Source organism: Pseudomonas xantholysinigenes, assembly GCF_014268885.2.
In the GTDB taxonomy this organism is placed as follows: Bacteria; Pseudomonadota; Gammaproteobacteria; order Pseudomonadales; family Pseudomonadaceae; genus Aquipseudomonas; species Aquipseudomonas xantholysinigenes.
In genome coordinates this window covers 2,609,723-2,635,077 of record NZ_CP077095.1, presented here as the reverse complement: position 1 = coordinate 2,635,077, position 25,355 = coordinate 2,609,723, and the positions used below count along the sequence as shown (strand labels likewise).

Here is a 25,355-nt window from a genome sequence, read left to right as displayed (position 1 = left end):
ACGCCCCGCGCTTGTGTAGGATGAGCAGCGCAGACCCAGACGCTGCCAGTTACAGGGAGATCCACATGCGCGTCCCATCCGTTGCCTGCCTCTTCGGCCTGACGCTGGGCCTGTTCGCTAGCAGTGGCGCCCAGGCCTTCACCGGCGAAGAAGCGCAACTGATCGATACGATCAACGCCTACCGCAGCCAGGCCCAGCGCTGTGGCGGCGAAGCGTCGCTGGAGCTGCCACCGCTGAGCAGCGACACGCGCCTGGCATTGTCGCCGGAAGGCACCCGCGACCTGCAGCAGGCCATGACCCGCGCCGCCTACCCCATGGTCAACGTGCAGGCCATCAGCCTGTCCGGGCCGCGTGACGCCAAGGCGGCGATGAAAGCTGTCGAGGAAAGCTTCTGCCAGGTGGTGCTCGACCCGCAGTTCGTCGATATCGGCGTCAGCCAGGAAGGTCGCGACTGGCGCATCGTCCTGGCCCGCCCGCTGCTCAGCGGGCGCCTGGGCGACTGGCAGGCCGAAGGGCAGAAACTGCTGCAGGAGGTCAACGCCGCGCGCAACCTGCCACGCCAGTGCGGCGGCCAACCCTATGCCGCGGCGCCGGCGCTGGCCTGGAGCACCACCCTGGCCGGCGTCGCCGCCAACCACACGCGCAACATGGCCAACCAGAACTTCTTCGACCATATCGACCGTGACGGGCGTACCCCGGGCGACCGCGCGGAGCTGGCCGGCTACCTGTACCGGCAGATTGGCGAGAATATCGCCGCCGGGCGCGATACCGCGCGCAAGGTGGTCGACGGCTGGCTGGCCAGCCCAGGGCATTGCGCAACCCTGATGAACCCGGACTTCCGCGAATTGGGCGCGGCCTATGCGATGGACCCCAAGAGCGATGCCGGGATCTACTGGACCGCGATGTTCGGCACGCCACAGTAAGCCGCTGCGGGCCGGCGCAACGCCTGCGCCGTGCAGCCAAAGCGGCGCTTCAGCCACTTGCCCAGGTAGCCGGCATCGGTCATGCCCACCTCGTCGGCGATCTGCGCCAGGCTGTGGCTTGAGTTCAGCAGCCGCCAGCGTGCCTGCTGCAAGCGCATCTCCAGCCACCACGCCTTGGCGCTCATGCCATGGTTGGCATGAAACTGCCGGTCGAGCTGACGCCGGCTGATGCCCAGCTCCGCCGCCAGCGCCTCGATGCTCAACCGCGCCGCCAGATGATGGCGCATCAACGCCGTGGCGCGCTGCACCACGCGCCCCTGCTCAGGGCCAAGCTCCAGCGAGCGCAGGGCATGGCGGCTGTCGCGGCTTTCGTCCACCAGCATGTCGGCCAGGCCCTTGAGTGCCCGGGCCCGGCCACTGGCATGGCTGATCAAGGCCACGGCCAGGTCGATGGCGGCGGTGCCGCCGGCGCAGGTGATGCGGGTGCCATCGATGCAGTACAACTGCTCGGTCTGCACCTGCAGGTGCGGGAAGCTGGCGCGAAACTCGGCCTCGTGGCGCCAGTGCAAGACCACCTTGTGCCCCTCCAGCAGGCCACAGGCCGCCAGCAGGAACGCCGCATTGTCGACGCTCACCAGCTTCACGCCCGCCTTCGCGGCCTGGCGCAGCAGGCCCTTGTAGCGTGGGGCCAGCGCCGCGGTGGCCGCGGCATTGCGCCCGCCGAACAGCACCAGATAGTCGACCTCGCGCCAGTCGGCCTGCTGCGCCGTCACCTCCACCTGCACCACCGCGCCACTGCTCGAGGCCACCGGCGTGGCGTCGAGCCCGAGGATGCGCCAGCTGCAATAGCGCTGGCGGCTGTAGTCCTCGTCATCGGCCGAAAACCGCAGCTTGTCGAGAAAGCCGCCAAAAGGCAGCAAGGCGAAGTCCGGCAAGGGCAGGATCATCAGGCGCAGGTCGGGCGTCATTACATGTCCAGATATAACCACTAAATGTCCAGATCATACCCTGTCGATTCGTCGCCATGCCCTACACTGGCGCCCTGAATCGACACAAGGCAACGCAACATGGCACTCGACACCTGGCTCATCTACCTGCTGGCCAGCATCGGCCTGTCCCTGACTCCCGGGCCCAACAGCCTGCTGGCCCTGACCCACGGCGCGCTGTATGGCGCCCGGCGCACGCTGTTCACCATCGTCGGCGGCGTGTTCGGCTTCAGCGCGCTGATCGCCTTGACCCTGTTCGGCCTGAGCGCCCTGCTGCAGGCTTCGGCCTCGTTGCTGAGCGTGCTCAAGTGGGTCGGCGGCGCCTACCTGCTGTGGCTGGGGATCCAGTTGTGGCGCGCTCCGGCGCTACACCTGCAGCCGCTGCAGGGCAGGCCGCGGCTGAGCAACGCCGAGCTGTTCCGCCAGGGCTGCCTGTCGGCCATGGCCAACCCCAAGGTGCTGTTGTTCTACGGCGCCTTCCTGCCACAGTTCATCGACCCACAGCGTGGGTTGCTGGTGCAGTTCGTGGTGATGGCGGCCACCTTCGCCAGCGTCGAGTGCCTGGTCGAATACCTGCTGGCGCGCCTGGCGTTTCGCATTCGCCCCTGGCTGGCCAAAGGCGGCCGCGGCTTCAACCGTTGCTGCGGCGGCCTGTTCGCCCTGATCGGCGTGGCCTTGCCGCTGGGCCGCTGAAGCCTGGCGCGCTCACAGCGGTCGAAACCACTCGCGTCGCTCCTCGAATGCGGCGCGAATCGCCGCGACCATCACCTGCACCAGCGGATCGGTCTCGCGCTCGGCATTGACCGCCAGCCATACCCGCCGGCGCATCGGCTCGGCGAACAACCCCGGCAGCGCCAGCAGGCCACGGTCCAGGTGCCCGGCATAATGCGGCAACAAACCGACGCTGGCGCTGCACTTGATCAGTTGGCAATACATTTCGTAGTCCTGGATCTGCGTTACCCCGGCCCTACGGCTCTGGAGCAGCGCCTGCCAAGGCGCCAGCGCGACGATATCCAGTTGCCCTTGCCACTGCACCAGCATGTAGTCCTGCAGGTCGGACAGGCTGTTCGGCCGATTCGCCTCGCGGGCATAACGCTTAGCGATATGCGGCAGATAGTCCAGGGTGGCCAGTGCCTCGGGCGCGCCAGCGTCCGGCGCGCTGGTTTCTGGGCGCAGGTCGCCCAGCCACAAGGCGATATCGGCGTCGGGCTGCGCGCCCTGGCGGCCATCGAGCGTGGCGACGTCAAGGCGCATGCCCGCATGCTGGCGCACGAAGTTGATCAGGTTGCGCCCGAGCAGGTCCTGCAACAACGGTTCGGCCACCGCCAGGCGCACCCGCACGCCCTCTTCCCGTGGCGGCGCCAGCGGCGCGGCAGGCTCGCAAGCCTGGAGCGCCATCAGCAAACGTTCGCCCTGCTGGCTGAGCACCGGGTTGTTGTTGCGGTTGACGAACAGGCCGTAGCCCAGGCGCGCCTCCAGCGCCGCCAGGCGTTTGCGCAGTGCCACCGGCTTGAGGTTCAAGCGCCGCGCCGCCTGCATGAAGCAGCCGCAGCGGGCGGTGACCAGAAAACAGTTGCGTGTCTGTTCATCCAGGGCCAACGGCACCTGGGGGCGAACGACAGGCAGGGTGGTTTCCGGGGGTCGCCCCCGGGACAGATCGATCGGCATCCCTCGCCTCCCACGGGCCCGCCTGGGCAGGCCCGATTCATCCATGGTTGTTGAGGACTAGCGGCTGCTCTCCAGCACCTGGTTGAGCGCCGCGCCATCGATGCTCAGGGTGGCGGTGTCGAACATGCCCTCGACATAGGCCTTGGCCACCTGTTCCTGGCGCTGGGCACGCAGCAACTCGCGCAAGCGCGGCGCCACCTCATCGAAGGTCGCCGCCCGGGCGGGCTGTTGCTCGACCAACTTGATGATGTGGTAACCCGCCGCGCTCTGCACCGGGTCGCTGACCATGCCCACCTTGAGCTTCGGTACCACCCCGCGCACCTCGGGCAGCAATTGCGCCAGGGCCTGCAGGCCGGTATCGCCGCCGTTGGCGGCGGTGCCGGCATCCTGGGAGTGGCCACGGGCCAAGGCAGCGAAGTCCGCATCGGCGGCCTGGGCCTGCTTGGCCAGCGCCTGGGCCTGCTTGCGCACGGCCTCGTCATCCCGCGGGTTGTCCACCCGCAGGAAGATCTGGCTCAGGCGGTAGCGGGTCGGCAACTGCAAGCCGGCCTTGCCCGCCTCGTAGGCCTGCTTGAGCTCAGCCTCGCTGGGGTAGTCGTCGGCGACCTTGCTCACCGAGTTCAGGTAGTCGCGCAGGACGATCTGCTCGGTGGCGGCGCGGGTCTGCACCTGGATCTCGGGGCGTTGCAGCCAGCCCTGGGCCTCGGCCTGCTGGTACAGGGCCTTTTCTGCCAGGCGGGCGCGGATCCAAGCTTCCAGGGCCGGGCGATCGCCACGCAGGTTGGCGCGCGCTTCTTCGGGCAGTTGCGCGAACAACGCCTTCAGTTCGCCGCTGCCCACCTGCTGCTCGCCAAGGCGCGCCAGGACCGGGCCGTTGTCGGTGGCCACCAGGGCGGCGGGCGACGTCGCGCGCGCCGCCGCCACCGGTTCGTCGCCCGGGCGCAAGGCCAGGGCGACCGCCACCGCGACCACGGCCAGCGCACCGGCGCTGGCCCAGAAGGTGCGCGCCGTCACGAGGCGCGCTCTTGGTCTTGGGCGACCTGGGCGGGCTGCTGGTCGGCAACGTTGCGGCTGTAGTCGCGCAGGTAGACGATCAGTTCCTGCAGCAGCCGGTCCCACAGCACCAGGCTGCCCAGCAGATGCTGCTGGCTGACGCCGTCGGCGACCACCACATCCTGCTCCATCACCAGGAACTCACCTTGCACCGACAGGCGGGCGAAACGGCGGCTGGCGTTCCAGTGCTCGGCCAGGCCCGCCGGCAGCTCGCCCTGGACGCGCAGGGCGCAACTGAAGGTGAAGTCGAGGAACTCGCCTTCCTTGCCCACGGCGCGATTGCCGAAACGTACGGCATAGCCCACGCCCTGGCTGGCGCTGAGCAGTTGCACCACGGCGTTCTGCTCGGTGCGGTTGACCCGGCAGCCGGCATCCTGCAGCAACTGGGTCAGGGAGTCGGCGCTAACGGTTTCGATCAGGGTGACTTCGGTCATGTGCTTACTTCCTTGCGTTGAGAAATCGTCACTGGGTCGCGCCCTTGGGGGCGTCGAACTGGCTTTCGTAGAGTCGGTCGCCATAGGCCTGGGCCAGTTCCTCGAAACGAACCCGGGCGCCGCCGGCGAACGGCTGGCGCATCTTCACCACATCGGCGATATCGACCTTTTCGAAGGCGGCCAGCATCTCCTTGGCCGCCCCGTACATTTGCTGGTTGCGGGCCTGGCACTGCTGCACCTGGCCGTCGCGCTCGGCCAGTTGTGCCTGCAAGGCGGCGCGTTCGCTTTCCTTGGCGCGCGCCATGCCCAGCAGTTCGTCATAGGCCTGCTTGTACTTGTGCAGTTGTTCATTGCTGCTGGCCACCAGGGCCTGGGCCTGGCTGTGCACGGCCTGCTGCTGCCCGGCCAGTTGCTCGCTGTGGCCGCGGGCCTTGGCCAGTTGCGCGGTGAGCTCGCGCACCTGGCCCAGCGCGGCGTCGCGCTGCTGTTCGGCGGCCTGGCGCGCCGCGCTGGCCTGAGCCTGTTCGCTCTGCAGGGCCTGCAGTTGCTGGGTGGTGCCGCGCAGCTGGGCGCGCAGGCGTTCCTCGAGGGTATCGGCCGACGCCGAGGCCGCCAGGCTCGCGCCCAGGGCCAGCATCAGCCAGGTACAGCAATGGCGGTAAGCTCCCTTGTTCATGCCCGTGCTCCTTCCCTAGAAACGCGTGTTGACTTCAAGTTGTAGCACATCGATATCAAACGGCGCGCCGTAGACCACTTCGCTGCTCAGCCAACGGGCTGTAGCGTAGACGTTGTTGGCCAGGCCGTAGTTGCCACCGAGGAAATAACCCTTGGCGTTGGTCCCGCCCAGATGGAAGCTGGAGTCGTTGAAGCCGTCCGGCAAGGCATCGGGCTCGATGCGCTTGTAGCCGGCGAACAGGTTCCAGTCGCCGGCCTTGCGCATGTCCAGGGCATTGCCCAGGGTGAACTGGACCATCCAGGCGTCGCTGCCGCTCTTGATATTGCCGTTCTCGTCGACATTGTTGGCCAACTGGCCGGCCGAGCGCTTGCGCATCTCGCCGGCATCGTAGGCCAGGTTGTGGATGTAGTTGGCCTGGCTGCGCAGCTTGAAGTCATGCGGCAGGTCGCTGTCCCAGACCAGGTTCAGGTCGAGCAGCTCGAATTCCGAGGCGATGCCGACGAACTGCGGCTGCGGCGTGGCCGCCGGGTTGGCCGGGTTCGGCGTGATATCGCGCAGCAGGAACAGGGTGTTGCCCTTCTGCATGAAGGTCGGGCGGGTCTCGTCGCTGTCGCAGCCGGGCTGGCCATCCCAGGGCGCGCAAGGGCTGGAGCGTTCGCCGACGATATCGTCGAAGCGGTAGTAGGCCGCCGCGCCCTTGAGGCGGTTGTGATCGTTGATCGCCCACTTGGCGCCGAGCTGGGCGCCATACAGCCATTTGTTGTCGCTGTCCTGCTTGTCGAAACCGTTGCTGGTGGCGTTGTCGTCGCTGTACTGCACGGGGAACGCGCCGACGGTGCCGAACAGGCTGAGGTCGCGGTTCACCGGCTGGTCGAAGATTGCCGCCAGGCCATCGAAGTTGAGGTCGTGGGAGTAAAGGATATCGGTGGACATGAACGGGTTGGCGATGCGCCCCCCGCTCAGGGTCAGGCGCTCGCTCGGGCTCCAGCTGACATAGCCCTGGTCGAGCCAGAGGTCCTTCTTGGCAAAGCCACCGCCGAGGTTCTGGGTGGTCGACACCGGGTTGTTGTTGGAGCCGGTGGCGATACGGATGCCAGCCACCCAGTTTTCGGCCAGTTGCGCCTTGAGGCCGAAACGCGCGCGCAGGCGCAGGATGCTGTCGCGGTCCTCGCGGGTGTTGAGCAGCGGCGGCAGGCTCGAGCTGCTGTTGGGGTTGACGTCGTACGGGCCCTTGTCGTTGAGCTTGGCGAAATCGACGATCTCGTTGCTGTTGCTGTCGGCGTACGAGCGCGATTCACCGCGCAGGCGCAGGTCGCCGTCGAAGCTGATGCGCGAGGCCCAATCAGGGAAGGTGTTGGGCGCGGCCCAGTGCTCCTGCTTGGCGGTGCTCAGCACCTCGGCCTTGATCTCGTCGCGGATCTGCTGGCGGACGATGGCCGGCACATACTGCACCCGGACCTCGCCATTGGCCGCCGGGGCCTGGGCGACGATCGGCGCGCTGCTGGCGGCGCGGGCCTCCTTGGCTTCGCGCTCGGCCTGGGCGATCAAGGCATCGGCCTTGTCCTGCTTGAGCACGCCCTGCTCCACCAGCAGGCGGATCAGGTTGACGGTGGCGTTCTCCGACGGCGAAGCGTGGGCGACGGCCGGACCGACCGCGGTGGCGGCGGCCAGCAGGCCGAGCGCCAGGGTCAATCGGTTCACTGGGCACTTCATGGGTGTGCAACTCCTGTTGGTCTGTGGTGCTGCGTGGTTCATGGCCGGCGCCCCTGCAAGGCGACTTTCACCGGCAAGGTGAGGCTGGCCGGTGGACGCTGGTCGAGGGCGCGGGCGGCGCGCAGGGCGGCGAGCACCTGAGCGTCGACCTCGGGTTCACCGCTGCCGCGCAGCAGCTCGACCCGGGTGATCTCGCCTGCGGCGCTGAGCCAGATTTCGGCCTGCAGGTTGAACACCAGGTTGCGCAGCTCGGGGTTGTCGCGCAGCAGGCGCTGGAAGGCATAGGCCAGGTACTGGCTGTAGGTGCCGCTGCCCAGGCCACCGCCGCCACCACCGGCCATGCCGCCGCCCTTGCCGGCGCCGATGTTGAAGCTGTCGCCGCCGGCCTGGGCGTCGCCGTCCATCTGCATCGGGTCGGCCAGGTCCTGGGCCGGGTCCGGCGCCTGTTCGGCGGGCTTGACCTCTTCGGCTTCCGGTACCGGTTGCGGCTCGACGCTCTTTTCTTCCACCGGCGGCTCGGGCTCTTTCGGTGGTTCGGGCGGCGGCGGTGGCGGCGGCGGTGGCAATGGGATGATCGCCGGCACCTTGGGCGCCTCGCGGCGCACCCCGGCCATGTCATTGGCCCACTGCCACAGCAGCCAGGCCAGGCCGGCGCCGGCCACGGCGAGTACGGCCCAGGTCAGCAGCCGGCGAAGGTTGGCTCTAGGTTCCATGCCTGCCCTCACCCTTGGTTCGGCTTGCCGGTGACCAGCCCGACCTGGGCCAGTTCGAGGCGGCGCAGCAGGTCGAGCACTTCGACCACCTTCTGGTACTGCACCCCGGCGTCGCCGCGCACGATCAGCGGGAAGTCCGGGTTGCGCGCCTTTTCACTGCGCAGGCGGTCTTCCAGCTCCTGCAACGTCACCGGGTAGGCGTCGAGAAACACCTGGCCGGCATCGTTGATCGAGATCGCCTTGGTCTTGGGCTGGGCCAGCGACACCGAGGCGCTGGCCTTGGGCAGCTGCACCTGGATCCCCGATACCTGCGCGGTGGCAGTGAGGATGAACATCACCAGCACCACCATCAGCACATCCACCAACGGGGTGATGTTGATGCTGTCCACCGCAGCGTCGGCGTCGTCGTCATGGGCGTTGTTCACGGATGCCATGGCTGCGCCCTCACGCCGGAACCGGCGGGCTGAAGCCACGCGCGGTGATCGGCGGCGCGGCTTCGCCGGCCTGGCCCTCGCCGTGCAGCTCGGCCAGGCGGGTGATGAACTCGTCGACGAATACCCGCATGTCGGCGCTGACTTCGCGATTGCGCGTGGTCAGGCGGTTGTAGCCGAACAGCGCGGGGATCGCGACGAACAGGCCCATGGCCGTGGCCAGCAGCGCGGCGGCCATGCCCGGGGCGATGGCATTGATGTTCACATCGCCGGCCATGGCGGTGCCGAGGAACACCACCATGATCCCCAGCACGGTGCCGAGCAGGCCGATGTACGGGCCACCGGCAATGGCGTTGGACAGGCTCGACAGCTGTGCCGACAGCGCCTGGTTCTCACGGGTGCGCACGCCGTCCATGGAGCAGCGGATCGCCTCGATGGTGGCGGCCGACACCGCGGTGGTATCGGCGCCCTGGGCGCGGCGGGTGCGGATTTCCTGCACGGCCACCTGGTACAGACGCCACAGCGACGAGTCGCGCAAGCGCTCCTGCAAGGCATGATCGTCGGCGAACTGTTCCAGTTGCGTGCCGACCGTGGCGAAGCGCGCGCGGAACTGCGCGTTGGCGCCAGTGACGCGGTTCAGGGTGCGTTGCTTGCGCAGCATGATCACCCACGACTGCACCATCATCAGCACCAGGATGGCGATGATCACCCAGGCATCCACCGGCACGGCCTTGAGCAGGAAGCCCAGGCCACCGAAGCCGAAGCCCGACTGCTCCTCGTCGACGCCGTACACCACCAGCCGCGACTCGGCGCCCTGGGCCAGCACGTCGGCTTGCAGGCTGGTCTGGGTGCGGGCGACGCGGGAAACACGCAGCTCGTCCAAGGCACCGACAAAGGGCGCGAAGTGGCTCGCCGCCTCGCCCTCGGCCGGTGGTAGGTCACCACCGATGCCGATTGCGCCAGTGAAGGCCGCGAGGCTGGCGGCCAGGCGTGCCACCGGCTGGCCTTCGACCAGCAGGGTCAGGTTGCCGCCCTCGCCCACCAGCGCCAGGTGTTGCCATTGCCCGGCGGCCAGTGCCTGGTTGGCAGTACCCCGCTGGCCATCGACCTCGACGAAGGGCACGCCCTGGGCCAGGCCCAGCAGCAGGTGGTGGCCGGCCTCGCGGCGGGCCATGAGCAATTGTTCACCCTGCGCCTGGTCTTGGCGCAGCCAGGCGCTGAAGGTGAAGGCGCCGCCGGCGGGCAGTTGCAGCGAGGCGCTGGCCGGCAGTTGCAGGGCCTGGCCGCCGAGCTGGATGGCCCGGCCGATCACGCCATCGACACTGACCGTCGGCCCTTGCAACAGGTTGTTGTAGGGGCTGGCATCCCGCGCCGTGGCGCCGTCGAAATGGTAGAGCGCGGTGTAGTCGGCATCGAAGCTCGGCTGGCCGTTGGGGGCCTGGGCCTTGGGGTTGCCGTAGTACATCCACAGGTCCTGGCGCTGGCCGGCCTCGATGCGCGGCAGGTCGACCCAGATCAGCGCGATGCCCATCAACGGGTCGAACTGCTCGACATGGTGGTTGAGCACGGTCTTGTCGTCGGCGCTGACGAAGCGCAGGTCGGCGCCGGTCTCGCTGACCCCGTCGAAGCTGAAGTTGCCGGTGTGCAGGCGCACCAGAAGCGCGGTGCGGCCCAGCGCCTGGGTCAGGCCGGCGCCCTGGGGCGTGGTGTCCACGGCGATCTGCTTGCGGTACATCCAGTCGTCCTGCCACCAGGCGCTGGCGCTGCCCGGCAGGGCGAAGCCCAGGCACAGCAGCAGGGTCAATATCAGGCGTTGCATGGGAGGTCTCCAGGTCGATGCCGGTGGGTAGGTCGAAGGTTCAGAAGGTCGCCTGCACACTGAAGTGCAGGCGCGGGTCGTGCTTGTCGGTGTTGGCGCCGTCCTTGAGCGGCACGGCCCAGTCGAGGCTGCCGGACAGCCAGTCGTTGACGCTGGCGCGAGTGCCGAGGCCGACACTGGCCAGGCTGTAGCTGTCATCCTGTTCGGGCAGTGCGTCCTGCAGGCGCAGGTGCGCGCCTTCGGCGAACAAGTAGAAGCGCCAGTCGCTGATGTAGCTGCCGACGTAACGGCCGATGGAGGGGGTGCGCAGTTCCTGGGAGAACAGCACGCCGTCGTCGCCGGTGCGCTCGGCGGCCAGGTAGCCGCGCACCGAGGTGGCGCCGCCGGCGGCGAACTGCTCGTTGGACACCAGCGGGCCCGAGGCCAACTGGAAGGCCAGCTTGGTCGCGCTCTGCCAGTTGCCGGCGACATCGAATGTGTAGCTGCCATCGCCCTTGACCAGGGCAAAGCTGGAGTCGGCGCGGTAGCGCTTGTAGTCGAACGCCGCATCGTCGCTGCCGTAGCCGAACAGGCTGCGGGTGCCGGCCACCAGGCTCAGGCCCAGGCTCAGCTGGTCCTGCTCGGTGAAGCGGTAGCCGTTGTAGCCCAGGGTGATCGGCGCGTACTTCAACGGCACCTTGTCGCGGCTGCCGCCCAGGGCGACCTGTTCGTCGAAATCCTTGAAGTCGACGCCCAGCGACAAGGCATGGGCCCAGGCACCGACGCCCGGCAGGTTGTAGATGGCCGAGACGCCATAGGAATGGCCCTTGCCCAGCACGTTGGTGCCACCGACGGTGGCCACGTCGCTGTCGGACTGGTAGCCGGAGAACTGCAACGACCAGCGCGCATTCAACGGCAGCGCGTAAGAGCCGGACCAGACTTCGGCGTTGTCGCGGTCCTCGGGGGCGGTGAACCAGGTCAGCGACACGCTGTGCCCGGCCTGCCAGAGGTTGTTGTAGCCCAGGCTGACCACGCTGCGCAGCTTCTCGGTGTCGGCGCTGTGGTCGTTGTTCAGGCCCAAGCTCAGGCTCCAGGGCTGCTTGTCTTCGACTTGCAGGTCGACATCCATGGTGCCGGGCCGCTGGCCCTCGCGCACCAGCGGCATGACCTGGCGGCCCGGGGTGCGATTGAGGCTGGCCAGCTCATCCTGGACCTGGGCGAAGTCGGGCACCTTGCCCTCCTCCAGCGCCGGCACCTGCTCACGGATCTCCACCGGCGAGTAATGCTTGGCGCCGACCACCCGCACCCGGCCGACCTTGGTCTCGGTCACATTCAGGTAGACCACACCGCCCTCGACCTTCTGCTCCGGCAGTTCGACGAACACCGACTGGTAGCCGCGGGCCTGGTAGCTTTTCTGCAAGGCCTCGCGGGCGCCCTCGAGGTCGGCCAGGGTCCTGTCCGGGCCGAGGTACGGATACACCGCCTCCTCGATGGCCTGGGCGTCGAGCACGGTGTTGCCACGCACCACGTATTCATTGATTTCGACCCGCCGTTCTGGCCTGTCCGTCGGTTCGTCAGCGGCCACCGTGGTCGACAGCAGGCACAGCAGTACCCCTGCGCCGACGCCGCATCGCTTGAAGAAGAAATGCTCCACACCGCCCCCTTGAGCGCCAGGAATTCGTTTGGTTTCTAGTGGTTGTCGTGGCGGGCCAGCCAGCTGTGCAGCAGGCCCAGGTTGAGGCTGAACTCGGGCATCGCCTGCAGGCTGGCGCCGAGCACTTCGTCGACCATGCGCTGCAGCAACGACACGGCCATGGGGCTGGCCAGCAGCACGCCGAGGTCATGGCTGAACAGGCTGAAGTTCCACACCCGCGACTTCAGTTCCAGGCCGGTGAACCAGCGGAACAACAGGTTGTAGGTGAGCTGTTCGTAGAGCTGCTTCTCGCTGGGCACCGAATACAGCAGCTGCAGCAGCAGCACGTGCATCAGGGTATGCGGGGCGATGATCATGCCCTGTTGTTCGGCCAGCAGCGCCAGTGCGCCACGGTGCTCGGCCAGCAGCGCCTCGATGCGCGGCTTGAGCAGCGCCAGCGAGTGCCCGGGCGGCACGCAGCTGGCGACCTCGCGCAGGGCGCCCTGCCAGTCTTCCTGGGAAACGATCCAGACCCACGGCGCGCCGTAGCGATACACCGAGACCGGCTGCTTGCGCGCGGCCTCGACGATCTTCGCCAGGCGTTGGTCGAGCTCCTGCATTCCCACTTTCGTGTAGCGTTCCATAGATCCCATCGCCCCGCTCCTACGCTGTGTCGGGCCTGATGGCCGGACGCCCTTTGCGTGTTCATCGCTTTGACGGGGATGGCGCTTTGCTACCGAAGGTTTGTCATGAAAGGTTCATCAGGGGAGGATGACCGGCGCTCGCCGGGGTCTTGCGCTGGCGCGACGCAACGCTCACGCCCACCGCGCGGCGGGCGTGAGCGCACGGGCCTTCAGGGTGCGGCCACCGCGCTGGCTGGCGCCAGCTGCAGCACTTCGTTGGTGTAGTCCCACTCTGCCTGCACCTTGTCCGGGTGCTCGTTCAGGCGAATACCGTAGGACGGGATGATCTGCCGGATCTTCGCCTGCCACTCAGGCGTGGCCACCTTGTCCTTGAACACCTTGTTCAGCAGGTCGAGCATGATCGGCGGCGCGGTCGAGGCGCCCGGCGAGGCGCCGAGCAGGCCGGCGATGCTGCCGTCCTTGGCGGTGACGATTTCGGTACCGAGTTTCAGCACCCCGCCGAGGTTGTCGTCCTTCTTGATGATCTGCACCCGCTGGCCGGCCTGCCACAGGCGCCAGTCTTCCTTCTTCGCCTCGGGGAAGTAAGTCTGCAGGGCGGCGAAGCGGTCGTCATCGGACTGCAATACCTGGCCGATCAGGTACTGCACCAGGTCGAACTCGCGCAGCCCGACCCGCACCATTGGCCAGCTGTTGTGCACCGACATGCTGGCGAACAGGTCGAACAAAGAACCTTCCTTGAGGAACTTGGTGGAAAAGGTGGCGAACGGCCCGAACAGGATCATGCGCTTGCCGTCGAGCACCCGGGTGTCCAGGTGCGGCACCGACATTGGTGGCGCGCCGGTGGCGGCGATGCCGTAGGCCTTGGCCATGTGCCGCTGGGCGATGGCCGGGTTGTCGGTGACCAGGAACGAGCCCCCCACCGGGAAGCCCGCGTAGTCCTTGGCCTCGTCGATGCCGGATTTTTGCAGCAAGGGCAGCGCCGCGCCGCCGGCGCCGATGAACAGGAACTTGGCATCGGTGGTCGCGGTGCTGCCGTCCTTGAGGTTCTTGTACTCGACGTGCCAGCTGCCGTCGTCGTTGCGGGTGATGTCCTGTACCTCGCTGGAAAGCTTGAGGTCGAAGTTCGGCCGGGTCTGCAGGTAGCCCACGTACTGGCGGGTGATCTCGCCGAAGTTGACGTCGGTGCCGATGGGCGTCCAGGTGACCGCGAGCTTCTGCTTGGGGTCGCGCCCCTGCATCATCAGCGGCACCCATTTGGCGATCTGTGCCGGGTCTTCGGAGTACTGCATCGGCTTGAACAGCGGACTGGCCTGCAACGCCTGGTAGCGGCGCTTGAGGAAGCTGATGTTGTCGTCGCCCCAGACGAAGCTCATGTGCGGCGTGGTGTTGATGAACGAGCGCGGGTTGTTCAGCACGCCCTGCTTGACCTGCCAGGCCAGGAACTGCCGGGTGATCTGGAACGACTCGTTGATCTCCACCGCCTTGCTGATGTCGATCTTGCCGTCCTTTTCCGGCGTGTAGTTGAGCTCGGCCAGCGCCGAGTGGCCGGTGCCTGCGTTATTCCAGCCGTTGGAGCTTTCCTCGGCGACCTTGTCCAGGCGCTCGACCATCTGCATCGACCAGCCTGGTTCCAGTTCGTTGAGCCACACCGCCAGGGTGGAACTCATGATGCCGCCGCCCACCAGCAGCACGTCCACCCGCTTGTTATCCGCGGCCTGGGCGTGCAACCCCACGGCCAGGGCCAGGCCGGCCAGGGCCCATTTGCCTTTGTTGGTGATGTTCATGTGCTCTCCATCTGCGCCTGTGCGGGTAATTGCCTGGGTTCAAGCGTAGCTGAGTGAAACGCTCGGGCAATTCGCTGATGGCGCCAGGTGCTTGCTTCGCGGCGGTTCGCCATGCCCTGAGGTCGGCGCGGTCCCTGTGGGAGCGGCTTTAGCCGCGAACACCGGCGCAGCCGGTGCCAGGCACCGCGTCGCTTGCTTCGCGGGCAAGCCCGCTCCCACAGGTGTGGGGCATGCCCTGAGGCCGGCGCGGTCCCTGTGGGAGCGGCTTTAGCCGCGAACACCGGCGCAGCCGGTGCCAGGCACCGCGTCGCTTGCTTCGCGGGTAAACCCGCTCCCACAGGTGTGGGGCATGCCCTGAGGCCGGCGCGGTCCCTGTGGGAGCGGCTTTAGCCGCGAACACCGGCGCAGCCGGTGCCAGGCACCGCGTCGCTTGCTTCGCGGGTAAACCCGCTCCCACAGGTGTGGGGCATGCCCTGAGGCCGGCGCGGTCCCTGTGGGAGCGGCTTTAGCCGCGAACACCGGCGCAGCCGGTGCCAGGCACCGCGTCGCTTGCTTCGCGGGTAAACCCGCTCCCACAGGTGTGGGGCATGCCCCGAGGTCGGCGCGGTCCCTGTGGGAGCGGCTTTAGCCGCGAACACCGGCGCAGCCGGTGCCAGGCACCGCGTCGCTTGCTTCGCGGGTAAACCCGCTCCCACAGGTGTGGTGCATGCCCTGAGGTCGGCGCGGTCCCTGTGGGAGCGGCTTCAGCCGCGAACACCGGCGCAGCCGGTGCCAGGCACCGCGTCGCTTGCTTCGCGGGCAAGCCCGCTCCCACAGGTGTGGGGCATGCCCCGAGGTCGGCGCGGTCCCTGTGGGAGCGGCTTCAGCCGCGAACACCGGCGCAGCCGGTGCCAGGCACCGCGTCGCTTGCTTCGCGGGTAAACCCGCTCCCACAGGTGTGGGGCATGCCCCGAGGTCGGCGCGGTCCCTGTGGGAGCGGCTTTAGCCGCGAACACCGGCGCAGCCGGTGCCAGGCACCGCGTCGCTTGCTTCGCGGGCAAGCCCGCTCCCACAGGTGTGGGGCATGCCCCGAGGTCGGCGCGGTCCCTGTGGGAGCGGCTTCAGCCGCGAACACCGGCGCAGCCGGTGCCAGGCACCGCTCGGCTCTTGGCCTAAGGCTGCTGGTACTGGCTCAGATACTTGTCCAGCACCGCCTTGTCCCCCGCGCCCTCGCCGGCGACTTGCCACAGGCGCCGTTCGATGCCCTGGGCCAGCAGATGCCCCACCGCTGCCTCAATCGCCGACAACACGCACAACTGCGCCGGCTCGTTGGTGGTGTAGCCGACTTCGGCCTCAAGCAGCTTCTTGAACTCGATGAACTTGAACACCCCGGCACTGCGCCCCACCGAGTAGATGGTCTTGCTGGTCATCACGTTGGCCAGCACCTGCCCGGTGCGCACGTCCACCGCCCGCAGGTTGACCGTCACCTGGTCGACCCGATACTCGCGAGACAGGTCGATACCCAGGTAGCGCGCGCCCTCGCCGCCGCTGCGCACGTTGGTGTCGTAGGCGATGATGCCGCCTTCGAGCATCAGGTTGGCGGCCTGCAACGGCGGCAGTTCAGCCTGGATGTTCTCGGCCACGTCGGGCTTCTTCTGCGAGGCGCGGATGATCTTGCGCTCGGTCAACAGGTTCTGCAGGCCTTCGCGCTCCAGCACCACGAACCAGCCACTGGCATTGAGCGCGTCCATCAGCATGCTCGCCGCGCCCTGGGTGACGCTGGTGGAGAACGAGCTGGCCGGGGTCGGCTTGTACTGCCCGGTCTGGTCGCGGAAGCCATACACCACCGCCATCAGCCGACCGCGGGGCCTGGGCATGTTGATCAGGTCGTAGTAGGTCGAGGCCCGGGGTGTCAGGGTCGGGGTTTCCGAGTCCTGTTCGGCGGGCATCGGCTCGCGCAGGCCACAGCCTTGCAGGGCGGCGAGGATCAGCAGTGTGCTCAGCAGGCGTTTCATGGTGTTCTCTCCCCGTAAAAAATGCCGTCCCTCTCAGGGGTTCAGGCCGCTCACGTCGATGACCGAGACTTGTCCGGTGGCGCGATCGGTAACGCGGATGCTCAAGGCGCCGGAGTCGTCGATCACGTCGATGAGAAAGGCATCGGTGGCCATGCTGCCGCCCTTGCCATTGCCGATGTTGTCCAGCAACTGCCCCAACAGCCGCGACTCGAGCTGGTTGCTGAAACGCTCCAGGGCCGTGGTGCCGGCGAACGCCGAACTGCGGTCCTTGAGGTCGGGATCGTCATAGTCGTTCTGCGCCTGGGCGTTGTTCAGCAACCAGGTACCGTTGAGCGGGTTGCCACCGAAGGCCGGGTTGACTGGGGTGTACACCAGTTCCGTGGCCAGGGCCTGGCAACCGAGGCCCGCGGCCAGCAGGCAGGCGGCGACACGCAGGGGTTTGTGGTGGCTCATAGCTCGTCCCTCTCCAGATCGGTTGTGTCCTGCAGCAGCCGTTGCAATTTGCGCTGGATGATCTGCTGGCGGACCAGGTCGGCGGCCTCGTTGGCCTCGTCGGTGAGTTGCGTGGTGTTGGGCGGCAAAAAGCGCCGGTACACCACCTCGCGTTCGTACTCCACCGTCACCAGGCTGCCCCAACGGGCATCCGGGCGTTCGCGCACCACCAGGTTGAAATCGAGCCGGCTGGTGGCGCGCAGCCGGTCGCTGAAGGCGTAATAGAAGTCGTGGCCGATGTGCGAGATGGTGTTGTCGACGATGAAACCCATCATCTCGTCCTCGTCGCCGGCATGCGCCGGTGACTGCGCCAGGGCCAGGCACAGGCAGACCAGGCCGGCCAGGCGCTTCATGGCGCGTCTCCCATGCCTGCATGGCTGCGCGCGCCGCTGGCGCTCTCGGCGAAGGCCTGCTCGGCGACGAACTGCCAGTCGCTGTAGTGCTCCAGGCCTTCGAAGCCGTTCCACTGGGCATCGAAGCCGCTGCGCTTGAGCGGCGTCGCCTCGGAACGGCTGTACACCCCGGTGATGCGCCCATCGACCGCGCGCAGCAGGCCCCAGTCGTCACTGCCGGTCACAGGATCGGGGTACAAGCGGCGGATATGCCGTTGCGGCGACGGGAAGCGGTTGTCCTCGAGCAGCTCGGCAAGCTCCTGAGGGTACTGCGCCAAGCCTGGCGATGCCCGGTAGAAGCTGCGCAGCGCCTGCGCGTACTGGCCGCCGACCCACAGCAACTGGCGCTCGTGCTCGCGCTGCACGCAGGTTTGCCACAGGGTGCCGCTGGCAGCCAGGGCTACGCTGCTGACCGCGATCAGCAGCAGCACGCCCAGGTAGGTGAAGCCGCGCTCACCATTCGGCGAAAAGGCTGCCATCACGCGCCCTCCCTGTGGCACCGCTCTTGATATCGGCGACCCCACCGGCCACGCCGTCAGGCGGCGGCACCAGCTGCCAGGCATCGCGACGCTCGGTGATCGGGTCCAGTGGCGCGTTGCGCAGGTAGCGCTGTTCCACCAGCTGGTCGAGGGAGTCGGGGTAGCGGCCGGTATCGCCGTAGTAGTGGTCCAGGGCCTCGCGTAGCACCGCCAGGCTTTGGCGCAGGGTGGCCTCGCGGGAGGCCTCGAGGCTGTTGAAATAACGTGGCAGGGCAATGGTCATCAAGGTGGCGATGATGGCCATGACCACCAGCAGTTCGATGAGGGTGAAGCCCTTGCTTGCTTTCATCGCCGTCACCATTGCCCGTAGGGAATGTTGTTGAGGCCCTTGCCCGGCGCCTTGGAATACACGTCGAACACGTCCTCGCCTTCGCGTGGGTTGTCGGCGGCGCTGTCATAGGCGCGCAGGCCCCAGCCGCCCTGGTCATCGGCCTTGGCGGCGCGCAGCGGATCGTGGGGGATGCGCCGCAGGAAGTAGAACTTCGCGCCCTTGGCGCTGCGCACATCGCGCACACCGTCCACCAGCACCTGCAGGTTCGGCGGGTAGCCGCTGCCGTTCAGGCGCTTCTCGATGTAGCCGGCGTCGAAGGCGCGCTTGTAGGCGTCGATGGCGTCGCGGATCTGGTACAGCGCCTCGCGCAGCTGCTGTTCCTTGCCGCGGCGCACCACGGTCTCGGTCAACGGCGCGGCCATGCTCGCCAGCAGCCCGAGCAGCGCCAGGGTCAGCACCACCTCGATCAGGCTGAAACCGCGCTGGCGGCGTGTCATGGCTGTTGGCTCCGGGTGGCAGGCACCACGGCCATCTGGCCCTGGACCACGGGCGCCGACTGGGTTTCCGGGCTGGGCGCCTCGGTCGGCACGGCACTGGCCGGCAGCGGCTGGGCCAGCTGGCGTACCTGCAGGCTCGACTCGGTGCCGGTGGCGAACTCCATGTCCGACGGGCTCTGGTACGGCAGGTTGCGCACGATGCGCGGGGTGATCGCCAGCACCAGCTCGGACTTGCTGTTCTCGTCGTGGTTGCTGCCGAACAGCCGACCCAGGCCAGGAATGTCGCCCAGGCCGGGGATCTTGTTGCCGCTGCCGGTCTTGTCGTTGCGCACCAGGCCCGCCAGCACCTGGGTCTCGCCGTCGTGCAGGCGCAGGCTGGTCTGGGCGTTGCGGGTGTCGACCTGGACCGGGATGGTGCCCTGGCGGGTCGGTTCCAGCGGCGTGGCGTTGCTCACCTCAAGCGCCACCTTGATCGCCACCTCGTTGTTCAGGTGCACGGTGGGCTGCACTTCAAGCTTCAGGCCGACGTCCAGATAGGTGACGCTCTCGGTGATCACTGGGCCCTGGGTCGAGGGCACCGAGGTGGCGCTGATGATCGGCACTCGCTGGCCGATGTGGATGCGCGCCTGCTCGCGGTTGCTGACCCGGATCACCGGGCTGGCCAGGGTGTTGATGTCCTTGTCCTGGGCGTTGATCTTGGCTTGTGGCGCCGGGGCGATGGAGATGCGGCTGGAGTTGATGCCGCGCAGCTGGTCGAGCACGCCCACCGGGGTGCCGTCGCTGTTGACCACGCCGAAAGTGTTGGGCCATTGCAGGCCGAGGTCGAGGATGCGCGAACGGGCCACCTCCATCACCTCCACTTCCAGCACCACCTCGGGGTTGGACTGGTCCTGGGACTGCAGCAGTTTCTCGGCCATGCGCACGGCGTCGGGGGTGTCGCGCATGGTCAGGGTATTGAGGCGTTCGTCGACGAACACATCGCGGGTCTTGAGCATGGTCTTGACCATGTTCAGCGCGGTGTTGGCATCGATGCTGGTCAGGTAGAAGGTGCGCATGACCAGTTCCTGGTAATCCTTGGTCTTCTGCGGCGAGTCGGGGTAGATCAACAGGGTGTTGTCGTTGACGATCTTCTGGTGCAGCTGGTTCTGCTCCAGCAGCAGCGCCACGGCGTCCTCGATGCGCACCTCGCGCACGAAGATGGTGGCTTTCATGTCCGGGCGCAGGTCCTTGTCGAAGATGAAGTTGATCCCGGCGACCTGGGCCAGCACTTCGAAGATGGTCTTCAGGTTGGCGTCGCGAAACTCCAGGGTCACCGGCCGTTCCAGCTTGCTGCGCAGCTGCGGGAACGGCGTGGCGGTGCGCGCCTGGACGTTCTCGATGTCGCTGCGCAGGGTCTGGCCTTTCTGGTTCTGCGGGTCGAGGCGCAGCACCTCGCGCATGTAGCGCTCGGCGCCGAACAGGTCGCCCTGGCGCAAGGCCGCCTGGCCCAGGGCGACGCGCTCGTCGAGGGTGCGCATCAGTTCCAGCTGGCGGATGCCTTCCAGGGCGCGGCGGTTGTTCGGCTCGATCGTCAGCACCCGGCCATAGCCCATGCGCGCGCCGGCGAAGTCATGGCGCACGCGGTCGCTGTCGGCCTGGCCGAGCAAGGCTTCGACGGCGGTCTGCCGGCCATGGGCCAGGGCGATGTTCAGCTCGGTGTTGCGCGGATCATCTTGCAGGGCCTCTTGCAGGCGAGCGAGACCGGCTTCGTACTGCCCTTGCTTGATCAGGTCCTCGCCATCCTCGCGCACGCCGCTGGAGCCACAGGCGGCCAACGCCGCGCACAGCGCCAGGAGCAGGAATGGAGCAGGCTTGCACGACTTCGAAGGCTTCATGGTGCGCTCCCGACAGACAGGGTCTGTGGCTGGTGCAGTGGCAGGTAGACCAGGCTCAGCTCGGTGGCCGAGACGCGGTCGAGGCGGTAGGTGTCGTCGATCACGTCGCCTTGGCGCACGACGTAGAGTTTTTCGCCGCTCTGCAGGAAGATCTGCAGGTCGTCGCGGTCGCCGATACGGCCGATGAACTGGAACGGCAGCGCCGGGGCGGTGGGCGCGGCCACGACCGGGGTGGCGACCACAGGTTGTTCGGTGACGGTGGCCAGGGCTTGTGGTTGAGTCCATTGTTGGGCCGGGAACAGATCTCTGGAGGCCTGTTCCTGCCTAGTCGCGGCCACAGGTTGAGTAGGCGACTCGGTCACTGTGGGAGCGGGCTTGCCCGCGAATGCAGCCACTTCGCTTTCCTGGTTGAACCAATGCCCCGGCGCCCACGCCAGAGCGGCGCTAAGCCCCAGAAACCCGACCCACATCACCGCGCGCTGAGTGTTCATCACGACCTCGACAGGTAAAGGGTCATGCGCACACGACCGGTCAGTTCCCGGTCACCGATCCGCTTGCGTTGCAGCTCGAGGTCTTCCAGCACCAGGGTCGGCAACTGGCCGATCAGGGCCTGGAGAAAGCCGCGGATCTGCGGATAGCTGCCGCGTACCGGCAGGACGATCTGGTAGCGCGCCAGCTGGGTCTTGGGATCGACGCCCAGGGCGTACTCGGCGCGCGCCAGGCTGATGCGTTCGGCGTTGGCCAGATGGTACAGGCGCTCGATGAGTTCGCTGGCCTGGGGTTGCCCCGGCAGTTGCTGGCGCAGGGTGTCCAGCGCCTGTTGCTCGGGCTTGACCTGAACCTTCAACTCGCCCCGGGCCAGGCGCTGCACCTGGGTGTTGGCGTCGGCCTCGGCGGCGCGCAGCGCGCGTACCGCCTGCCACTGCGGCAGGACCGCGGCCAGGGCCAGGCCAACGGCCAGCAACGCCACCAGTGTCGCCGCCAGCCCTACTCGCCCCAGGCGCGCGGCCGCTTCATGCACCATCAGGCTATGGACGCGCATGGCCGGTCTCCCAGGTGGCGGTGAGGTTGAAGCGCACCGGATGCTCGGCCTGCCCGGCCAGCACCTCATGGTTGAGCAGGGACACATCCGACAGTGCCTCGCTGCGCTCCAGGCGCTGGTGGTATTGCAGCATCGCCTCGAGGTTGCGCGCCTCGGCGCTGATGCGCACCTGGCCCTTGCGTGCATCGGGGGTCAGGCTGAGCAGCGCCACATCCTCCTGGGGCATGGCCTCGAGCATGGCGAACAACTGTTGCCAGGGCCGCTGCAACTGCTGCGAGACATTGCGCATCTGGGCCAGGCGCTCGGCCTGCTCGCGGAGCATCGCACTGCTCTGTGGCGCGGCGGTGGCCGGACGCCGGCCGAGCTTGAGTTCGAGCTGGTGCACGCGGCCTTCGAGGTCCACCTGTTCGCTCACCAGTTGCTGCTGGGCCAGCACCAGCACCGCCAGCACGGCGCCACCCAGGGCCAACAGGGCCCAGGCCGTCGGGCCACTGTGGCGGGGCTGGAATTCCAGGTCGAGGCGGCGCATCTCAGGCCACCGCCCGCCACATGGCGCACAGCGGATCGGCCTCGGCGGCCACCTGGCACAGCTGCACCGCGCCCAGGCCGGTGGCCGTGTCGCGTCCCGGGGCATGCAGGTAGACCCGCGGCGGCTGCTCGCCATACAGCTCGCAGGTGCGCTCGATCAACGCCTGCAAGGCCTGGTCGTTGTCGGCGCAGCCCTGGGTCAGCACCTGTTGCCAGGCGCCGCCGGCAGCCAGCAGCAACACGCTGCGGCGCGGCTCGGCGAGGACGAAGAGGAAGTCGCCCGCCTGCAACTGCGCCGAACAGCGGTTGTAGGCGGCCATCAGGTACGGCTGCACCGAGCGCAGGCTCAGGTGGCTTTCCCGGCCCAGCGCCTGCAAACCTTGCAGCAGTGCCTCGGGCAACGCCGTGGCGATGCGCGCGGCCCCGGCCGGCTCCGGCGAGAGCACGATGCGCCAGGCGTCCAAGGCCTGGCCGTAGAGGTGTTCGAAGCAGGCCCGGGCATAGGCCTGGAGCTCGCGCGGATGACCGATGGCGTCGCTCCAGGGCACCAGGCAGAAGCGGCTGTAGCGGGCCGAGAGCAGCACCTGCAACTGCGCGCCACGCACCGGCTGCTCGGCCAGCAGGCCGGCCAGCGCAGACAAGGCTGGGGCCCAGGCCGGCTGGGCGGCGTCGCAGTCGAAACCACGGCTACCCAGCCACTGATGTTGATATCCGTGCCAGCGCCCCAGGCCGACACCCTCGGCGCCAAGCACGGCGCAGTACTGGTCAGGCGATAAATGTGACACGGTTGATCTCCTCCAGAGTGGTGCGGCCCGCGCGGACCAGGTCCAGGGCCGAGGCCCGCAGCAGGCGCAGGCCGCGCTGGCAAGCCAGCTGCTTGATCTGCGACAGCGGGCGACGTTCGACGATCATCTGCCGCAGGTCGTCGTCCAGGTGCAGCAGTTCGGCGATGGCGCTGCGCCCGCGGTAGCCGCTGCCACGGCACTGGCCGCAGCCCTGGGCACGGACGAACTGCCAGCCGCTCACCGCTTCGCGGGTCAGCCCGGAGGCGGCAAGCAGCTCGTCATCGGCCTCGCAGGGCACCGCGCAATGGGTGCAGGCCAGGCGTACCAGGCGCTGGGCCAGCACGGCGTTGAGCGCCGAGACGAAGCTGTAGGGGTCGACCTGCATCTGGCTGAAGCGGCCGATCACATCGAAGACGTTGTTGGCGTGGATGGTGGTGAACACCAGGTGCCCGGTGAGCGCCGACTGCACGGCGATCTGCGCGGTGTCCGGGTCGCGGATCTCGCCGACCAGGATCTTGTCCGGGTCGTGGCGCAGGATCGAGCGCAGGCCGCGGGCGAAGGTCAGGCCCTTCTTCTCGTTGACCGGGATCTGCAGCACGCCGGGCAACTGGTACTCCACCGGGTCCTCGATGGTGATGATCTTGTCCACGCCGTGGTTGATCTCGCTGAGCATGGCGTAGAGGGTGGTGGTCTTGCCGCTGCCGGTGGGGCCGGTGACCAGGATCATGCCGTAGGGCTCGGCGGCCAGGCGGCGCAGGGCACGCAGGGTGTGCGCCTCGAAGCCCAGGGCCTGCAGCTGCACGCCACTGACCTGGTTGGACAGCTCCTGCTTGTCGAGCACCCGCAACACCGCGTCCTCGCCGAAGATGCTGGGCATGATCGACACGCGAAAGTCGATCTGGCGCTCACCGATGGCCACCTTGAAGCGGCCGTCCTGGGGCACGCGTTTCTCGCCGATGTCCAGCTCGGCCATGACCTTGATCCGCGAGATCACCTGTTCGGCGAACGCGCTGCCGCTGGCCTTGCCGGCGCCGTTGAGCACGCCGTCGATGCGGTACTTGATCACCAGGCCCTGGCCGGTCATGCCCAGGTGGATATCGCTGGCGTGTTGCTTGAGGGCGTCGTAGAGCGTCGAGTTGACCAGCTTGACCACCCGGCTCTGGTCTTCGCTGATGCTGGTCAGCGACAGCTTCTGCAGGGTGTCGCCCTCGCTGCCGGTCTCGACCTCGTGCTCCAGCGAGTCGACAGCGTGGAAGCTCTCTTCATGGCGGGCGAGAAACGCGGCCAGGTCGGCGGCGTGGGCCAGGAACAGCGGCAGGCCTTGCAGGCAGTCGTCGATCCAGGCCAGGCGAGCACTGTCGAAGGGGTCGGCGAACACGCCGACCTGCTGGCCTTCGTATTCGACCAGGGCGAATTCGCGTTTCAGGCATTGCGCCAGGCTGACCCGCTCGAACGCCGGGACGCAGGCGAACAGGGCCTGAGTGGCGAGCACCGGGTAATGCAGGGTGGTGGCCAGGCGCTGGGTGAAGGTGATCGGGGTGTCGCCGGAAAGGCGCTCCAGGCAGGCCAGCAAGCGTTCTTCGCCGGCCTGGGCGCGGGCCTGGGCCAGCAGATCGCGAGGGTAGCCTGCGCCGTTCGCGGGTAACCCCGCTTCCACCTGCGGAGCAACCTGGGGACCCTGTGGGAGCGGGTTTACCCGCGAAGAGGCCGGCAGCGACACCGGTTCTTGCGAGGTTGCATCGATTGCCTGGGCCATGGCCTGCGACTCCGCTCAGGGGCGGCGCCGCAGGCTCGATGCCTTGGGCGCCGCTATTCCCCGGTGAGCAGTTGTTCGTCGTCAGGTTCGGGGGGCTTGGCGCCATTGCGTCGGCGGTCGGCCAGGACCCAGCTGCCATCGTACAACTGCAAGGGGAACGATTCGTTCCTGGTCTGGCGTCGCTCGACGAAACCCTCGGCGGGTTGGTCCGTGGCCCTGCGCTGGCGCTCGATGCCCATCAGGTCGAAGACGGCGCGGGCCAGTTCCATCAGCGGGAACGGCTTGAACAGGACATGACTCACACCGAGTTCGGCGGCCCGCTCACGGACCTCGGCGGTCGGGTGGGCGGTGATCAGCACGAAATGGCACTGCCTGTTCCTGCGCACGGTCTCCAGGACCTGAAACCCCTCCATGTCGGGCAAGCGGTAATCCAGCACGATCACGTCCGGCGCCAGGTTCTCGGCCAGTTCGATACCCGAGGCACCGTCGTGGGCGAGATGAGCCTCCAGGCCTTGCGCCTGCAGATACGCCTGCAGGTTCTGCGCAAGGGTCTGTTCGTCATCGACTACCAGTACTCTGTTCACCAAGGTCCACTCCCCTGAACTGCCCGGTTCCCCGGTCTGCGAAGTGCGGCCTTGTAGAGGCTTGAGCAGGCTTCGTGCCAGGCATGAAAGGTCACCGCACATCGCTGTTAAGTCACTGATATTGCTGGATCTGTCCTAGTGCTTG

At 67.6% G+C, this 25,355-nt stretch carries 27 protein-coding genes; 2 read left to right on the top strand and 25 right to left on the bottom strand.

Annotation, left to right across the window (positions count from 1 at the left end; translation table 11 throughout):
• Positions 1–65: 65 nt before the first annotated feature.
• Positions 66–923 (top strand): CAP domain-containing protein, encoded by an 858-nt coding sequence (locus HU772_RS11890; protein ID WP_186662536.1) that lies wholly within the window; start codon positions 66–68, stop codon positions 921–923.
• On the opposite strand, the gene HU772_RS11885 is transcribed toward HU772_RS11890, so the two are convergent.
• A complete protein-coding gene (locus HU772_RS11885; protein ID WP_186662537.1) occupies positions 890–1,891 on the bottom strand; it encodes a GlxA family transcriptional regulator in 1,002 nt (333 codons plus the stop codon). The two genes, HU772_RS11890 and HU772_RS11885, sit on opposite strands and share 34 nt — an antisense overlap.
• Positions 1,892–1,990: 99 nt before the next feature.
• Between HU772_RS11885 and HU772_RS11880 the strand changes: the two genes are divergently transcribed.
• Positions 1,991–2,602 (top strand): LysE family translocator, encoded by a 612-nt coding sequence (locus HU772_RS11880; RefSeq protein ID WP_186662538.1) that lies wholly within the window; start codon positions 1,991–1,993, stop codon positions 2,600–2,602.
• 12 nt (positions 2,603–2,614) lie between these two features.
• Here the strand turns inward: HU772_RS11880 and HU772_RS11875 are convergent, their stop codons facing one another.
• The 24 genes from HU772_RS11875 to HU772_RS11760 all read right to left on the bottom strand — a co-directional run bounded on the left by HU772_RS11875 (position 2,615) and on the right by HU772_RS11760 (position 25,213).
• Positions 2,615–3,577: a LysR family transcriptional regulator gene (locus HU772_RS11875; protein ID WP_186662539.1), complete on the bottom strand. Its 963-nt coding sequence runs from the start codon at positions 3,575–3,577 to the stop codon at positions 2,615–2,617.
• 57 nt (positions 3,578–3,634) lie between these two features.
• A complete protein-coding gene (locus tag HU772_RS11870; RefSeq protein WP_186662540.1) occupies positions 3,635–4,591 on the bottom strand; it encodes a peptidylprolyl isomerase in 957 nt (318 codons plus the stop codon).
• Positions 4,588–5,064, bottom strand: coding sequence for a YbjN domain-containing protein (locus tag HU772_RS11865; RefSeq protein ID WP_186662541.1), 477 nt, complete (start codon positions 5,062–5,064; stop codon positions 4,588–4,590). Before HU772_RS11865 ends, HU772_RS11870 begins: the two co-directional genes overlap by 4 nt.
• A gap of 28 nt (positions 5,065–5,092) precedes the next feature.
• Positions 5,093–5,740, bottom strand: a complete 648-nt coding sequence (locus HU772_RS11860) for a DNA repair protein (RefSeq protein WP_186662542.1) — start codon at positions 5,738–5,740, stop codon at positions 5,093–5,095.
• Positions 5,741–5,755: 15 nt separating this feature from the next.
• A complete protein-coding gene (locus tag HU772_RS11855) occupies positions 5,756–7,453 on the bottom strand; it encodes a putative porin (RefSeq protein WP_186662543.1) in 1,698 nt (565 codons plus the stop codon).
• 38 nt (positions 7,454–7,491) lie between these two features.
• The gene (locus HU772_RS11850) at positions 7,492–8,166 is read right to left on the bottom strand and encodes a TonB family protein (RefSeq protein WP_186662544.1); all 675 of its coding nucleotides are present in this window, start codon (positions 8,164–8,166) and stop codon (positions 7,492–7,494) included.
• A gap of 8 nt (positions 8,167–8,174) precedes the next feature.
• Positions 8,175–8,600, bottom strand: a complete 426-nt coding sequence (locus HU772_RS11845; protein ID WP_011534002.1) for an ExbD/TolR family protein — start codon at positions 8,598–8,600, stop codon at positions 8,175–8,177.
• A gap of 10 nt (positions 8,601–8,610) precedes the next feature.
• Positions 8,611–10,416 (bottom strand): DUF2341 domain-containing protein, encoded by a 1,806-nt coding sequence (locus tag HU772_RS11840; RefSeq protein WP_186662545.1) that lies wholly within the window; start codon positions 10,414–10,416, stop codon positions 8,611–8,613.
• 40 nt (positions 10,417–10,456) lie between these two features.
• Complete coding sequence (locus tag HU772_RS11835; RefSeq protein ID WP_437182436.1) at positions 10,457–12,004, bottom strand: ShlB/FhaC/HecB family hemolysin secretion/activation protein; 1,548 nt, start codon at positions 12,002–12,004, stop codon at positions 10,457–10,459.
• 80 nt (positions 12,005–12,084) lie between these two features.
• Positions 12,085–12,681: a transposase gene (locus HU772_RS25265; RefSeq protein WP_186662547.1), complete on the bottom strand. Its 597-nt coding sequence runs from the start codon at positions 12,679–12,681 to the stop codon at positions 12,085–12,087.
• Positions 12,682–12,881: 200 nt separating this feature from the next.
• Complete coding sequence (gene mqo, locus HU772_RS11825; protein WP_186662548.1) at positions 12,882–14,456, bottom strand: malate dehydrogenase (quinone); 1,575 nt, start codon at positions 14,454–14,456, stop codon at positions 12,882–12,884.
• Positions 14,457–15,607: 1,151 nt separating this feature from the next.
• Positions 15,608–16,450, bottom strand: coding sequence for a CsgG/HfaB family protein (locus HU772_RS11820; protein WP_186657977.1), 843 nt, complete (start codon positions 16,448–16,450; stop codon positions 15,608–15,610).
• Between the two features lie 33 nt (positions 16,451–16,483).
• Complete coding sequence (locus HU772_RS11815; RefSeq protein WP_186657975.1) at positions 16,484–16,903, bottom strand: curli assembly protein CsgF; 420 nt, start codon at positions 16,901–16,903, stop codon at positions 16,484–16,486.
• Entirely contained in the window at positions 16,900–17,295 is a 396-nt protein-coding gene (gene csgE, locus HU772_RS11810) for a curli production assembly/transport protein CsgE (protein WP_186657972.1), read from the bottom strand. The genes HU772_RS11815 and csgE overlap by 4 nt, the downstream gene beginning before the upstream one ends.
• Entirely contained in the window at positions 17,292–17,813 is a 522-nt protein-coding gene (locus tag HU772_RS11805) for a type II secretion system protein (protein WP_186657964.1), read from the bottom strand. Before HU772_RS11805 ends, csgE begins: the two co-directional genes overlap by 4 nt.
• The gene (locus tag HU772_RS11800; RefSeq protein ID WP_186657962.1) at positions 17,788–18,162 is read right to left on the bottom strand and encodes a type II secretion system protein; all 375 of its coding nucleotides are present in this window, start codon (positions 18,160–18,162) and stop codon (positions 17,788–17,790) included. Before HU772_RS11800 ends, HU772_RS11805 begins: the two co-directional genes overlap by 26 nt.
• A gap of 5 nt (positions 18,163–18,167) precedes the next feature.
• A complete protein-coding gene (locus HU772_RS11795) occupies positions 18,168–18,641 on the bottom strand; it encodes a type II secretion system protein (RefSeq protein WP_186657959.1) in 474 nt (157 codons plus the stop codon).
• Positions 18,638–20,515, bottom strand: a complete 1,878-nt coding sequence (locus tag HU772_RS11790; RefSeq protein ID WP_186657956.1) for a secretin GspD/PilQ domain-containing protein — start codon at positions 20,513–20,515, stop codon at positions 18,638–18,640. The genes HU772_RS11795 and HU772_RS11790 overlap by 4 nt, the downstream gene beginning before the upstream one ends.
• Positions 20,512–21,006: a hypothetical protein gene (locus tag HU772_RS11785; RefSeq protein ID WP_186657943.1), complete on the bottom strand. Its 495-nt coding sequence runs from the start codon at positions 21,004–21,006 to the stop codon at positions 20,512–20,514. Before HU772_RS11785 ends, HU772_RS11790 begins: the two co-directional genes overlap by 4 nt.
• Positions 21,006–21,557 (bottom strand): GspMb/PilO family protein, encoded by a 552-nt coding sequence (locus HU772_RS11780; RefSeq protein ID WP_186657940.1) that lies wholly within the window; start codon positions 21,555–21,557, stop codon positions 21,006–21,008. The genes HU772_RS11785 and HU772_RS11780 overlap by 1 nt, the downstream gene beginning before the upstream one ends.
• Positions 21,544–22,086 carry a PilN domain-containing protein gene (locus HU772_RS11775; protein ID WP_186657938.1) on the bottom strand — a complete coding sequence of 181 codons (543 nt, stop codon included), beginning with the start codon at positions 22,084–22,086 and terminating at the stop codon, positions 21,544–21,546. Before HU772_RS11775 ends, HU772_RS11780 begins: the two co-directional genes overlap by 14 nt.
• Before the next feature lies 1 nt (position 22,087).
• Positions 22,088–22,870: a hypothetical protein gene (locus tag HU772_RS11770; RefSeq protein ID WP_186657936.1), complete on the bottom strand. Its 783-nt coding sequence runs from the start codon at positions 22,868–22,870 to the stop codon at positions 22,088–22,090.
• Positions 22,851–24,626 carry a GspE/PulE family protein gene (locus HU772_RS11765; protein ID WP_186657934.1) on the bottom strand — a complete coding sequence of 592 codons (1,776 nt, stop codon included), beginning with the start codon at positions 24,624–24,626 and terminating at the stop codon, positions 22,851–22,853. The genes HU772_RS11770 and HU772_RS11765 overlap by 20 nt, the downstream gene beginning before the upstream one ends.
• A gap of 53 nt (positions 24,627–24,679) precedes the next feature.
• Positions 24,680–25,213 (bottom strand): response regulator, encoded by a 534-nt coding sequence (locus HU772_RS11760; RefSeq protein ID WP_186657932.1) that lies wholly within the window; start codon positions 25,211–25,213, stop codon positions 24,680–24,682.
• Positions 25,214–25,355: the final 142 nt, after the last annotated feature.

Coding starts and splice junctions, on each gene's coding strand:
- HU772_RS11855 (WP_186662543.1), bottom strand. CDS start 7,453: ATGAAGTGCCCAGTGAACCGATTGACCCTGGCGCTCGGCCTGCTGGCC.
- csgE (WP_186657972.1), bottom strand. CDS start 17,295: ATGAAGCGCCTGGCCGGCCTGGTCTGCCTGTGCCTGGCCCTGGCGCAG.
- HU772_RS11880 (WP_186662538.1), top strand. CDS start 1,991: ATGGCACTCGACACCTGGCTCATCTACCTGCTGGCCAGCATCGGCCTG.
- HU772_RS11885 (WP_186662537.1), bottom strand. CDS start 1,891: ATGACGCCCGACCTGCGCCTGATGATCCTGCCCTTGCCGGACTTCGCC.
- HU772_RS11820 (WP_186657977.1), bottom strand. CDS start 16,450: ATGAAACGCCTGCTGAGCACACTGCTGATCCTCGCCGCCCTGCAAGGC.
- HU772_RS11860 (WP_186662542.1), bottom strand. CDS start 5,740: ATGAACAAGGGAGCTTACCGCCATTGCTGTACCTGGCTGATGCTGGCC.
- HU772_RS11800 (WP_186657962.1), bottom strand. CDS start 18,162: ATGAAAGCAAGCAAGGGCTTCACCCTCATCGAACTGCTGGTGGTCATG.
- HU772_RS25265 (WP_186662547.1), bottom strand. CDS start 12,681: ATGGGATCTATGGAACGCTACACGAAAGTGGGAATGCAGGAGCTCGAC.
- HU772_RS11790 (WP_186657956.1), bottom strand. CDS start 20,515: ATGAAGCCTTCGAAGTCGTGCAAGCCTGCTCCATTCCTGCTCCTGGCG.
- HU772_RS11780 (WP_186657940.1), bottom strand. CDS start 21,557: ATGCGCGTCCATAGCCTGATGGTGCATGAAGCGGCCGCGCGCCTGGGG.
- HU772_RS11775 (WP_186657938.1), bottom strand. CDS start 22,086: ATGCGCCGCCTCGACCTGGAATTCCAGCCCCGCCACAGTGGCCCGACG.
- HU772_RS11875 (WP_186662539.1), bottom strand. CDS start 3,577: ATGCCGATCGATCTGTCCCGGGGGCGACCCCCGGAAACCACCCTGCCT.
- mqo (WP_186662548.1), bottom strand. CDS start 14,456: ATGAACATCACCAACAAAGGCAAATGGGCCCTGGCCGGCCTGGCCCTG.
- HU772_RS11840 (WP_186662545.1), bottom strand. CDS start 10,416: ATGCAACGCCTGATATTGACCCTGCTGCTGTGCCTGGGCTTCGCCCTG.
- HU772_RS11785 (WP_186657943.1), bottom strand. CDS start 21,006: ATGAACACTCAGCGCGCGGTGATGTGGGTCGGGTTTCTGGGGCTTAGC.
- HU772_RS11890 (WP_186662536.1), top strand. CDS start 66: ATGCGCGTCCCATCCGTTGCCTGCCTCTTCGGCCTGACGCTGGGCCTG.
- HU772_RS11865 (WP_186662541.1), bottom strand. CDS start 5,064: ATGACCGAAGTCACCCTGATCGAAACCGTTAGCGCCGACTCCCTGACC.
- HU772_RS11765 (WP_186657934.1), bottom strand. CDS start 24,626: ATGGCCCAGGCAATCGATGCAACCTCGCAAGAACCGGTGTCGCTGCCG.
- HU772_RS11845 (WP_011534002.1), bottom strand. CDS start 8,600: ATGGCATCCGTGAACAACGCCCATGACGACGACGCCGACGCTGCGGTG.
- HU772_RS11850 (WP_186662544.1), bottom strand. CDS start 8,166: ATGGAACCTAGAGCCAACCTTCGCCGGCTGCTGACCTGGGCCGTACTC.
- HU772_RS11805 (WP_186657964.1), bottom strand. CDS start 17,813: ATGGCAGCCTTTTCGCCGAATGGTGAGCGCGGCTTCACCTACCTGGGC.
- HU772_RS11795 (WP_186657959.1), bottom strand. CDS start 18,641: ATGACACGCCGCCAGCGCGGTTTCAGCCTGATCGAGGTGGTGCTGACC.
- HU772_RS11815 (WP_186657975.1), bottom strand. CDS start 16,903: ATGAGCCACCACAAACCCCTGCGTGTCGCCGCCTGCCTGCTGGCCGCG.